At 41.3% G+C, this 12,101-nt stretch carries 12 protein-coding genes; 1 reads left to right on the top strand and 11 read right to left on the bottom strand.

Annotated features, from left to right (window positions below):
- The first annotated feature begins 443 nt into the window (after positions 1-443).
- Entirely contained in the window at positions 444-995 is a 552-nt protein-coding gene (locus HMPREF2918_RS05230) for a hypothetical protein (protein WP_070594772.1), read from the top strand.
- A 54-nt stretch (positions 996-1,049) separates the two neighbouring features.
- Here the strand turns inward: HMPREF2918_RS05230 and HMPREF2918_RS05225 are convergent, their stop codons facing one another.
- The 11 genes from HMPREF2918_RS05225 to HMPREF2918_RS05175 all read right to left on the bottom strand — a co-directional run bounded on the left by HMPREF2918_RS05225 (position 1,050) and on the right by HMPREF2918_RS05175 (position 12,035).
- Positions 1,050-2,900 (bottom strand): proline--tRNA ligase, encoded by a 1,851-nt coding sequence (locus HMPREF2918_RS05225; RefSeq protein ID WP_070594771.1) that lies wholly within the window; start codon positions 2,898-2,900, stop codon positions 1,050-1,052.
- A 15-nt stretch (positions 2,901-2,915) separates the two neighbouring features.
- Positions 2,916-4,175, bottom strand: a complete 1,260-nt coding sequence (rseP, locus tag HMPREF2918_RS05220; protein WP_070594770.1) for an RIP metalloprotease RseP — start codon at positions 4,173-4,175, stop codon at positions 2,916-2,918.
- 36 nt (positions 4,176-4,211) lie between these two features.
- Entirely contained in the window at positions 4,212-5,015 is an 804-nt protein-coding gene (locus HMPREF2918_RS05215; protein WP_023919527.1) for a phosphatidate cytidylyltransferase, read from the bottom strand.
- Positions 5,016-5,024: 9 nt separating this feature from the next.
- Positions 5,025-5,774 (bottom strand): isoprenyl transferase, encoded by a 750-nt coding sequence (locus tag HMPREF2918_RS05210; RefSeq protein WP_003009971.1) that lies wholly within the window; start codon positions 5,772-5,774, stop codon positions 5,025-5,027.
- A gap of 154 nt (positions 5,775-5,928) precedes the next feature.
- Positions 5,929-6,255 carry a preprotein translocase subunit YajC gene (gene yajC / locus HMPREF2918_RS05205; protein ID WP_003004444.1) on the bottom strand — a complete coding sequence of 109 codons (327 nt, stop codon included), beginning with the start codon at positions 6,253-6,255 and terminating at the stop codon, positions 5,929-5,931.
- A gap of 156 nt (positions 6,256-6,411) precedes the next feature.
- Positions 6,412-6,657 carry a hypothetical protein gene (locus tag HMPREF2918_RS05200; protein ID WP_003009969.1) on the bottom strand — a complete coding sequence of 82 codons (246 nt, stop codon included), beginning with the start codon at positions 6,655-6,657 and terminating at the stop codon, positions 6,412-6,414.
- 225 nt (positions 6,658-6,882) lie between these two features.
- Positions 6,883-9,012: an AAA family ATPase gene (locus tag HMPREF2918_RS05195; protein WP_021154368.1), complete on the bottom strand. Its 2,130-nt coding sequence runs from the start codon at positions 9,010-9,012 to the stop codon at positions 6,883-6,885.
- Between the two features lie 355 nt (positions 9,013-9,367).
- Positions 9,368-9,667 carry a hypothetical protein gene (locus HMPREF2918_RS05190; protein WP_045759054.1) on the bottom strand — a complete coding sequence of 100 codons (300 nt, stop codon included), beginning with the start codon at positions 9,665-9,667 and terminating at the stop codon, positions 9,368-9,370.
- 18 nt (positions 9,668-9,685) lie between these two features.
- On the bottom strand, positions 9,686-10,066 hold the full coding sequence (locus HMPREF2918_RS05185; protein WP_049491017.1) for a hypothetical protein: 381 nt from the start codon (positions 10,064-10,066) through the stop codon (positions 9,686-9,688).
- A complete protein-coding gene (locus HMPREF2918_RS05180; protein WP_070594769.1) occupies positions 10,045-11,646 on the bottom strand; it encodes a lipase family protein in 1,602 nt (533 codons plus the stop codon). The genes HMPREF2918_RS05185 and HMPREF2918_RS05180 overlap by 22 nt, the downstream gene beginning before the upstream one ends.
- Positions 11,647-11,648: 2 nt before the next feature.
- The gene (locus tag HMPREF2918_RS05175; RefSeq protein WP_070594768.1) at positions 11,649-12,035 is read right to left on the bottom strand and encodes a DUF1310 family protein; all 387 of its coding nucleotides are present in this window, start codon (positions 12,033-12,035) and stop codon (positions 11,649-11,651) included.
- Positions 12,036-12,101: the final 66 nt, after the last annotated feature.

The following is a 12,101-nucleotide window of genomic DNA, read 5'->3' as shown; positions in this document are numbered from 1 at the left end:
TTTCCATAAACAATACATTTTAGTACGAATTAGTAAAATGCCAGATAACTGTATATTTTACCTTTTGCTCCCTTTTTGTATTATTTACTTAAAAATATCTTAATGAAATATTGCCAGAATGTCAAGTTTAGAGGGCTAACTGATAAAACATTGTAACTTTGTTACAATTGTGTAACACTTTGTCATAAACATGTAATATATTTTCTGAATTCCTTGCCCCAGTAGTCTCCAACTAGTATTATTTCCGGAAATAAAAGAAGACACTCTGTCCTTTCATATTAACTCGACACATAGATTAAAATTGTTGATTTTAGGTGTTTTTAAAAGCAAATTTTGAAGATTTTTGTATATTTTTTCATTTTTAAAACTTTTATGGTATAATGAAACCTGTTCAAAACTTGTTTCATACAAGATCGAACACCATTAACCTATAAGGAGTATTTATGAAAAAATTTCTACTTACCGCTGTCTGTCTACTTGCCCTTACTGCTTGTAGCCAAGGCCAACAAGGAAAAGGAACTACTAGCGCTTCTTCCAAGCAAGAGGCCACTCAAACCCAAAAGGAGCAAGTCCAAACCAAGACCTTTGTTAGCGACCTCGGTGATCACTACCAAAACAAAATTCAAATTGGCTACAAAAAAGATGAGATTGTTTCGATGACCATCATGGGCGTTGCACCAATACCGGAAGATATGCAAAAATCAGATGTCGCTGAATTGAAGGAAGTCTACCAAGAAGAAGCTGATAAAGCAAATTCCAAACGCGGTGTTAACGGACAAGCTGGGATCAACACAAGCATCAAAATCGATGATGATAAACAGACTTATACAAACGTTATGCATGTTGATTTTACTCAAATGAAAAAAGAAGATTTTGTGAAATTACTGGCTGATCAAGGGGAAGAAACCAACACTACCATGTTGAAATATCTTAAAGACAAACCACAAGATCTCTTTACCTATTTCAAAGATCAAGGTCTCAAAGAAGAAAAATAAAAAGAGCTTCCTGAGTTTCATCACCACACTGGTGAGGGCTCAGAAAGCTTTTTCTTATTTGTTCAAGATTGAAAGAGTTTCAAGGAGATTGTCCGCATGAACTTCAATGGTATCTCCTGTCGCTTTGATTTTCACTTCAACGATGCCTTCAGCTGCTTTTTTACCAACTGTTACGCGGATTGGAAGTCCAATCAAATCACTATCGCTGAATTTGACACCAGCGCGTTCATTTCGGTCATCCACCAAGACTTCGTAGCCTTTATTCACCAAAGCTTCTTCGATCCGATTAGTCAAAGCAAGGCTTGCTTCATCCTTAACATTGACTGGAATCAAATGCACATCAAATGGCGCCAATTCTTTAGGGAAGTTAATTCCCCAAGCGTAACGGTACTCCCCTTTTGGAGTCTTATTGACAAAGAGGCGAGCATGTTGCTCCATAACGGCTGAAAGAAGACGGCTGACACCGATTCCGTAGCATCCCATGATGATTGGAACCGCACGACCGTTTTCGTCCAAGACATCTGCTCCCATGCTAGCGGAGTAGCGTGTGCCGAGTTTGAAAATGTGACCGATTTCGATCCCTCGTGCAAAGTTCAAGACCCCTTTCCCATCTGGTGAGATTTCGCCTTCACGAACTTCACGGATATCGACGTATTCTGCAGTAAAGTCACGTCCTGGGTTGACACCAGTCAAGTGGTAGCCTGTTTCATTGGCACCGACTACTGCATTGCGGCTGTCTTGGACCTTGCGGTCTGCGATAATCTTAACATTTTCAGGAAGATCTACTGGACCGAGAGAGCCAAAATCAGCTCCTAATAATTCTTTCACTTCCACTTCGGTTGCAGGTTCAAAGAAGTCTGCGCCGAGGTGGTTTTTCAACTTCACTTCATTGAGCTGATCATTACCTACGAGAAGGGCAACAACAGGCTCACCATCTGCGATGTAAACCAAAGTCTTGATAGTAGCTTCTTCTGGAACATTCAAGAATGCAGCTACTTCATCAATCGATTTGACACCTGGTGTTTCCACGCGCTTCACTTCTTCTTCTGCTACGACACGGTTACTTGGCTTGTATTCGTTAGTAGCCATTTCCAAGTTCGCAGCATAGGTTGATTCACTTGAATAGGCAATGGTATCTTCACCAGAGACCATCCATTTGAGCAATTCTGCTTTGATTTCTTCTTGAACTTCTGCTGGGATCTCGTCAAATGATGCAACAGACTTGTCTAACACCACCCAACGGTCAAGGTCTGTACGCGAAGGTGTAATGGCCATAAACTCTTGGCTATCTTTTCCACCCATGGCACCACCATCACCGATGATGGCTTTGTAGTCGATGCCACTGCGTGTGAAGATCCGCTCATAAGCTGCCTTGTATTCATCATAAATAACGTCCAAGCTATCGTAGTTGGCATGGAAACTGTAACCATCTTTCATGATGAATTCACGGGTCCGAAGAAGACCGTTCCGTGGGCGTTTTTCATCGCGGTATTTTGGTTGAATTTGGTAGAGATTCAACGGCAATTGTTTGTAAGATTTTACGGAGTCGCGCACAATAGCGGTAAAGGTTTCTTCGTGAGTTGGACCTAAGATAAAGTCAGATCCTTCACGGTTTTTCAACTTATAGAGGTCTTCCCCGTAAGTTTCGTAACGACCAGATTCACGCCAGAGATCCGCACTCAAAAGGGCTGGAGCAAGCATTTCTACTGCTCCAATTTTTTCAAATTCTTGGCGCATGATGCCTTTTGCTTTTTCAATCACTCGATTTGCTAAGGGCAGATAAGAATAGACACCAGCTGATACTTGGCGAACATAACCTGCACGCAACATCAAAGCATGGCTAATGACTTGGGCATCGCTTGGCATTTCGCGAAGCGTTGGAATCAACATTTTACTTTGTTTCATGGACAATATCCTTTTCTATTTCAAAAATAATTTCATAATATCATTCCAGGTGACAGCAATCATCAAAATAACCATTACAGCTACACCTGCAAGCGTCATATAGGTTTCTACTTCTTGTTTCAGTGGCTTTCTCCGGACGACCTCGATCAAATTGATCAAGATTTTTCCTCCATCCAAAGCTGGAATCGGGATTAGATTGAAGATCCCAATATTAATAGAGAGCATGGCCATAAGAGATAAGACTGCCGGAATCCCTAATTGAGCAGCTTGTGAGCTGGCATTGTAAATGGCAACCGGACCACCCAATTTATTGAGACTAAAGTGGAAAATGATATCTTTCAAAGCTCCCAAAATCCGTGTCGCTGTATTCCAGGTATCTGTAAAACCAGACAAGAGTTTATCCACAAATCCTGTCTTGAGGCCGTTTGTCACACCCAGATAGTAACGATTCCCTGACTTGGTTGGCTTTACTTTAACTTCTTTTTCTTGGCCGTCTGTTTTGACTTTCAGGGTCAATTCAGGAGCCGTCTTGCTGTCCTTGGTTGCTTTCTCAACAGCGTCTGTCAACTCATCCCAGTTGCTAACGGTATCGTTGTTGACTTGAAGGATCTGAACATTGCTTTTGACACCGACCTTAGCCAGCGCCCCATCAGGTGCCACCTGAACATTGTTGCTGTAGTAGTCAATCGCACCACCACGCATAAAGGCTAAAAGTGAGTAGACGACAATACTGAGGATAAAGTTGTTCATAGGACCCGCAAAGTTGGTGATCAAGCGTCCCCAAATGCTGGCATTCTGATACTGAACATCTCTCGGCGCAATCCGCACTTCTGTCCCATCTTCCTCAACGATGGTCGCATCATGATCGACATCATAAGTCTTGGTCTCATCGAGAACCAAGCCCGTAATTTCCAGTTTGTCTTCAAAGTCAAACTGGGTCACATTCATGGGAAGGGCTGTCTGATCCAGATTCTTTCCTGAAAGATTGATCCGGACAACCTTGCCAACCTCATTTAGCGTCAAGCTGACAGGCGTTCCGGTTTTAATCTCAGTTGTATCCTCACCCCAGCCAGCCATACGAACATAGCCACCTAAAGGTAGAATGCGAATGGTATAAGCTGTTCCATCTTGACCAATATGGGCAAAGATCTTGGGACCCATCCCGATCGAGAATTCTCGCACCAGGATGCCCGATTTTTTTGCAAAATAGAAATGACCAAACTCGTGAACGAGAACGATCACTCCAAAAATAACAATAAAGGCAATAAATTGCATCGTTCTATACGTGGTTTCCTTTCTATCTCTTCTGTCTTAGAACAAGCCCAAGAAATGCATCAAGGGAAAGACAAAAATCAAACTATCAAAGCGGTCTAGAACACCACCATGTCCTGGAATAAATTTCCCAGAATCTTTCACACCGAAATGGCGTTTAATCGCGCTCTCTACCAGATCTCCAAACTGACCTGCAATACTAAAGAGGATGGTAAAGAAGATCATAGCAAGAAAACCATGTCCACCTGCCACAGAGCGATCCACGATCATATAGATCACAGTTACCGCAACTGCAGACAAGATCCCCCCAAGACTGCCTTCAATCGTTTTATTAGGAGAAACCGCAGGCATGAGCTTGCGTTTCCCAAATCGGCTTCCTACCAGATAAGCACCTGAATCTGTAGCCCAGACAATAAAGAGGGCCAATAAGACCTTATCAATACCAGCGATTCGCGCATCTACTAAGGAATGGAAACCAAGTCCAACATAAAAGCTGGACGCAATGGGGTAGACCACATCTTCATAATTGTAATTCTGAGCAAGAACAGTTGTCCCCATGAGAATCAAGACAACCAGACCATAGGCAATCATATTGCCATCTGCTGGAAGGTAAGGGAGGTAGTCCTCGATCGGCAAAGTCAGGACGAAGGCCGCTAACATGGCTAGCGCTCCTTCAAAAGTCGCTGTCTCAAGCCCCTTCATCTTGAGCAATTCATGAACCCCTAGCATGGCGATCAAGCCAATCACAATCTGGAAGAACACCCCTCCAACCATTACTGTTGGAATGAAAAAGAGCAGGGCAATTCCTCCAAAAATCACACGTTTTTGTAAATCTTTCGTCATCATCTTCTCCTAAACACCACCAAATCTCCGATGGCGATGGCTATATTCTACTATGGCACTTCGTAGTGCTTCCTCTCCAAAATCTGGCCACATCACATCTGTGAAATACAACTCACTATAGGCCGCCTGCCAAGGAAGGAAATTACTCAAACGGATCTCTCCGCTGGTACGAATAATCAAATCTGGATCCCTTAGGACGCGTGGCAAACTCTCGGTATAGAGAGAATCTGCGATCATCTCTTCTGTGATATCTTCTGGACTGAACTTCGCATCCAAGACTTCTTGGGCGATCTGCTTCACGGCCTGAGTGATCTCAGCACGTCCACCATAATTGAGTGCGAAATTCAGGATCAAGCCTGTATTGAGATGGGTCATCGCTTCTGCTCTTTCCAAAGCCTCCAGCGTTTCTTTTGGTAATTTCTTGGTATCACCGATCATTTGAATCTTGACATTGTTGCGATGCAATTCGGGGACGAAACGATCATAAAACTCGACCGGCAAGTGCATGATGAACTTGACTTCATCTTCAGGGCGTGTCCAGTTTTCGGTCGAAAAGGCATAGACAGTCAGGACCTGAACCCCCATATTTTTTGCTGCAATCGTCACTTCTTGGAGAGCTTCCATCCCCGCCTTATGACCGAAGACGCGCGGTTGCATCCGCTTTTTCGCCCAGCGACCATTGCCATCCATAATGATCCCAATGTGTTTCGGGACTTCTAAAGGTATCTCGATTTTTTCTTTTTTCTTAAAACGAAACATGTTTTTCTACCTATTTCAATATTTATCGCTTCATTATACCATAAATCCCCATAAAATAGGGACTCTGGCCTCTTTTTTGAACCAGCAAGGCTTTCCTTCATCACATCGTCCTATTTGCCCACCAAAAAAGAGGCCCTTGCCTCTTCTTTGATGATTATTCTTCGATGGCTGAATCGGCATCTGAGCTAGCACCTTCTGTAGCAGTGGCTGAGATTCCTTCTGATACAGGAAGAACTGTTTTGATCGCTCCCAATTCAAAGGTCAGGTAGACACCATCAACATCCAAGACAACGGTCTTGCGATCTGTATCGACTTCATCGATGGTTCCGTACAAGCCACCAATCGTGATGACTTCATTTCCTTTTTGAAGTTTATTCAAACTTTCCATCCGTTTTTGATACTGTTTCTTTTGGCTACGGCTCATGAAGTACATCAAACCGACCATAAGAACGAGCATAATTAGCAAACTTCCGCCTTGCATATGTTTCTCCTTTAATTTTCATATATGCTATACTATATCAAATTTCGCCCGTCTTTTCAAGTTTTCCCATCCTCTTCAAGTAAAATCAGACTCCAGTATTAGAGAGGAGGCAAGTTTTGATGAAAAAGAAAAAAACCACGAAAAGTGGGCTACTGACTAGTCAATCGTAATGCCATACTTTTCATGATTCTCATCATACCAATCAATCAAGGCCAAAGCCGTTTGATAGGTAATATTTTTGATTTTACTCGTTCCCTTCGTCAAAGTCGCTAAGCTCATTTTGCTGATGTTTGTTTCAGTTGCGACACGATAGCTCGTCAAGCGACCGTCAACCATCAGTTGAACAACGGCTTCCACTTTTCTGTATTCGGGAGTTGAGTAGATATCAATTGTATTGCTCATCTTACTTCCATTCCTCAAATTTTATTCTTGTATAGATTATATACTTATTTTCTTTATTTATTAATAATTTTGCTCAAATTGGATTAATTTCACTAATTATTGATGTTTTTTTAGCCCAAATAGGAGGATTTTGGCCTTATACGGCGAATAATTTCCCCCAGGTGGGAAGAAAAAATAAAGACTGCTATATGATAGCAGTCTCTATTTTTCACAAACTAATTCGCCTTAATCTGCTTGTTTATCAGCGTTTTCTTCCTTCTTTGTGTCTTTTTCTCTGATCACAAGGACACCATCTTCCATGTCTGCTTCGAGATGTTTGGCATCCAAGTTATCCAAGTGGAAGTCTGTGACTTTGTCACGGATTTGTTGTTCAACTACCCGACGGAGTGGACGAACACCCATCACTTCATCATAACCTTCTTCAGTCATGTATTCTTTAGCTGCATCGCTCACTGCCAAGTCGATTTCTTTCTTAGAAAGGGTCTTATTGACATCTACCAACATCAAATCAACAATCTTAGAAAGGTCTTCCTTGCTCAAGTGTGAGAATTCAATGACAGCGTTGAAACGGTTGAGGAATTCTGGACGGAAGTAAGGTTTCAAACGATCCATGAGTTCTGGTTTATCCGCATCTTCTGTCAAGTTAGCTTCGTAACCAAATCCAGCGTTTGAAGTGGCGATAATCACAGTATTTTTGAAGTTGACCGTGTTCCCTTGACCATCTGTCAAACGACCATCATCCAAAACTTGAAGGAGAAGGGTGATCACTTGAGGATCCGCCTTTTCAATTTCGTCAAGAAGGACGATAGAGTAAGGGTTACGGCGAACACGTTCTGTCAAGGTATTGCTGTTGTCATCGTAACCAACATAACCAGCTGTTGTACCAATCAATTTAGAAACGGCTGTGCGGTCGCTGTATTCTGACATATCCAAACGGATGATAGCATCTTTGGTTCCGAACATATCAAGCGCCAATTGTTTAGCCAATTCAGTCTTACCGACACCAGTAGGACCTACAAAGAGGAAGCTACCGATTGGACGGTTCCCTTCGTCAAATCCTGCACGGTTCCGACGGATAGCACGTGCCACTGCTTCAACGGCTTTATCTTGACCGATAACCTTAGTTTGCAAGCGGTGACCCATATCTTTCAAACGTTCAATATCAGTTGCACCCATTTGAGACACTGGAATACCCGTCATCCGTTCTACTGATTCAGCCACATCGTTGATTGTTGCTGTTACTTTATGGTCTTCCGTATGGTTTTCAATTTTCTTTTCAAGTTCTTCGATACGAACTTTTGCTTTCAAAGCTGCTTCGTAATCTTCTTTAGCCGCAGCTTCTTCTTGTTTGGTTTTTTCTTCTTCAATTTCATGTTCCACAGCATGAACATCTGTTACAGGATGTTGGGCTGCCAAGTGAGCAGCTGTCACATCGACCAAGTCAATGGCCTTATCAGGCAAGCTACGTTGTGGAATGTATTGGATCGAATAATCAACTGCTGCTTTCAAAACTTCATCTGGCAAGATGACATTGTGGTGTTTTTCATAAAGATCACGGATCCCTTGGAGAATCTTGAAAGTATCTTCAGCTGATGGAGCATTGACTTTCACTTCGTTGAAACGACGAGCAAGAGCCGCATTCTTCAAGATGGTGTTACGATATTCATCTTGAGTGGTTGCACCAATGACAGTCAATTCCCCACGTGAAAGAGCAGGTTTGATGATATCCGCAAGACCTTTAGATCCTTGACCATCACCTGTGCTGCCTGCACCAAGGATTTGATGGATTTCATCAAAGAAGAGAATGACATTTCCCATAGCCTTGACTTCTTGGATCAGATTTTGAATATTTTCTTCAAAGCTACCACGGTATTGCGTACCAGCTTCTAGACCAGAAATATCAATCGAGATGATTTCTTTGTTTTTGATAGCCGCTGGAACATCCCCGTTCACAATAGCTTGTGCCAAACCTTCTACAACTGCTGTTTTACCAACACCGGCATCCCCTACAAGGACAGGGTTGTTCTTGGTACGACGAGACAAGATTTCAGCAGTTTCTTGAATTTCTTTATTACGTCCGATGACCGGATCCAATTTTCCTTCACGAGCTTCTTCGGTCAAGTTACGACCAAGTTTTGCAAGGATCCCATCTTGTTTCATTCCTTTACCTTGATGGTGTTGCACTTGCTCACTTCCTTCATTTGGAAGTTGACCAGTTTGGCGGTAAATAGCGAATTCTTCTGGTGTCACTTCACGACCGTTGATCATGTAGCGACGGCTTTCAGAACGAAAACCACCCATGTTTCCCATTAGTTGATTGAAAAGATCATCCATATTGTTAAAGTTGTTATTCATATTGTATACCTCTAATTTACATAATTTTAATTCATTCTTGAAAATTAGCAGACCAATTGGCTGCTGCTTAATTGTTTACATAATTTTAATTCATTTATTTAATAATAGCCCTACAGGCTAACAGTTTCTATTTCCCCTTTTATCAATTAGTTGTCTTAATTTTGGAAATAGCATATCACCATCTCCTTTCCACTATTGATCTTGTAAACCAGTAGGTTTTTTCAACCTCTTTTTGTTTACATAAATTATTATAACGCAGACTGAATTATTTGTCAACACTTTTTTACATAATTTTTTAAATTTATTAAAAAAATCTGGAGTCACTCCAGATTCCATTTTAAATAGAAGTTCTTGGCTAGATAGATTTAAATTTCCCAGCTTTTTCTTGAATAACTGTCTGTACATTTTTAGCAAATTGCCCCACCATGGACTGATCCAGTTGTTTTCCAACTACCTGGACGTCTTCTTCGGCTACTGTTGCAATCGCAGTCAATTCCTCATTGTAACGCTTCTCAACTCCTGCCTTGCAGGTCAATAAAACAGGCGCATAGACAACACGGATTAAATCTTTTTCAAGTTTCTTTCGGCTTTCGATGATCCTCATTTTATCTTTCATATCTAAATCAAAGAAATCTTTGACTGGACTATCACCCATACTTCCTCCTCTTCTATACTATGAAACTTTATCTTGTGCAAACTCCTCTTCCAGTTGGCGTCTATCTTTCCGGTAGGATTGCCATAAATTCTCTTCCTCGATTTCGATCTGTTTTAAGGCTACTTGTGCAGCTTCTCTAGCTTCGAGATCATACTCTTCGATACAGCGATGGAGGGACTCCCATCCACAATTGACATCAACCTCCTGCTCTTGTAAGAAGGAAGCTGCCATCGCATACTCTTCTTCCAGCATCTGGGTGAAGAGCTGCTGTTTTCTTTCCACTAGGCAACGCTTTTCATCTAGCTCCAAACGCGCTTTTTGAAACTCTCTTTCCAAGTGATCTAGTTTCTTTTCCTTTTTCGAAAGAGTAGATGAAATTAATAAGCTAGTTGTTCCCACTGGTTCATTTCTCCTGCTATTTCTTGATCTTTTGTTTTTAAGAGCTCAATTCCTGCATTCACTTGCTTGTTTAAAGCATGGAATTCATTCGATAAGGACTGATATGCAGCCAAACGGTTGTCGAATCTTTCTCTTACTTGAGTGACAACTGTTTGCCTTGTTGCACCAGCCTGTGCATAGGCCTCTTCTACTTCGGCAAGATTGAGAATGAAGCCTTTCGGAACGGTCTGTAATACTTTCTCCAAAGCTTCTAAATCTGTATCCAGTCGTGCCTTAGATTTCTGAGCTTGCTCCAGCCCTTCATCCACTACTCGAATCAGCTCATCAGAAGCCAAGCGTGCCTGCAAGGCATCGAGATAGATTTGTTCACTTGAACTCAGTCCATCACCTGTTTTTTGTAATTTATCCTTTAGGCGATAGTAAACCTTCATCCGCTCTTCAATGATTTCCTTGCGAGTGATGGCTTCCGTTCCCTTTTCAAGAACCAAATTCCCATCCTTATCATAGATATAACCATGCATCATGTGCTGCAGGCCAGTATTTATCAAATTCTTAGTTTTGAGGTGCTTGACAATCCCACTGGATTCCTTGCTTCCAGAATCCTGATAGCCCAAGCTAACCAAATCTTTATGGTCAATGTGGTTGTAAATTTTGTACTTCAGCGAATCTATACGCGCTTTTTGCTCGGGTGTTAAGATGGAATAGGCATTAGGGCCATTGTATAGATGGACGGTCCCAATATGAGAAGCTTCCTCTTCCGTCAAACAGGCAAGCGCATACTGAATATTCATAGACCCCAGAGAGTGACCGTATAGATCGATCTTGGCATTAGGGTATTTTCGGATCACCTCTTTCAAATGAGCTGCAGCATCTTTAAACTGCGGAGGCGGGAAATTACCGTTTTCATCATTGTATTTTTTTAAAAAAGCAGCTCCCATTAAAGCAGGAAATTTAACCTGTTCTTCGGCTGTTCTTTCTGCAAAAAAGCCGACCGCATCTGATGCTTTTTCCTGTATGAAATTGCTGACAGGATTGTCCATCGCTTTTTGTATGAACCTACCTAAGGGAGTGGCCTCCGGTGGAAGATTAACAGATGTAGGAATAATTGCATCTTCAAAAGCTTCTACAGCATTGTTAAAACCATCTTTAGCCTTATCTCGCGCATAATTCTTCGCATATTCTGTTGCATACTCGCTTGCACCACCAGGGTTCAAAATATTGGAAGCTGCTGGCAAATCTGTCTTTACCCAATCCGTATATGTATCATGGAGTAATTTTTGTGTACTTATTTCAGTTTCAGATCCCTTCATCAAGACAGTCACGTCATGGATTTGGGCACGCGCTTCATCAGAAGCAGTATAGGGGACTGCATTTTGTTGCGCGCCTTGGCCATTATTAGTAAGAACGAAGACCTGCTCCTCATTGTCATTTACGTTATCATAAATATGGGCAACATTACCAATGTATTCGTCTTTCTTCGTCCCAATTTTAAACTTTCCATTTATTTTGACATCTTTTTCGTATTCAAGTAGAGCAGCTTTAACATTTTGTTGATCATTGAAATTTAAATTATTAGCCATTATCACTCCTTATCTAATAAATCACTTAACTCCTCTGTTTCCCCAAAATAGGTCTCTTCATATTTCCCTGTTGTAGCGTCCTCTTGTATAGTTGTGCTTAAAACTAATTTTTCATCATTATTTATAACTATTTTTACTAATAGCCCTCCCATCGGATTATAATCTAAATCATCTTTAGAGATTTTATATGATTTTATTTTTCCTTCTGGAGTAAGAGCTTTAGGATCTAATTTTTTCAACATATTTTCAATCGCCACTTTCATCTTCTTACTCTCTGCGATTTGAATCATTTCTTGTTTCTTGGCAGATTGTCCATTAAAAAAGCTACAACCTCCCAAACTTAAACCAAATAGTATCATAACTAATACAATAAATTTACTTTTTTTCATCTTCTTCCCATTCTTTCTTCAGGTTTCTTAGAATTTATTATACAAAATTCTATTCATACCTGAAAT

Source organism: Streptococcus sp. HMSC065C01 (assembly GCF_001813525.1).
In the GTDB taxonomy this organism is placed as follows: Bacteria; Bacillota; Bacilli; order Lactobacillales; family Streptococcaceae; genus Streptococcus; species Streptococcus parasanguinis_V.
This window is presented reverse-complemented; position numbering and strand designations above follow the sequence as displayed.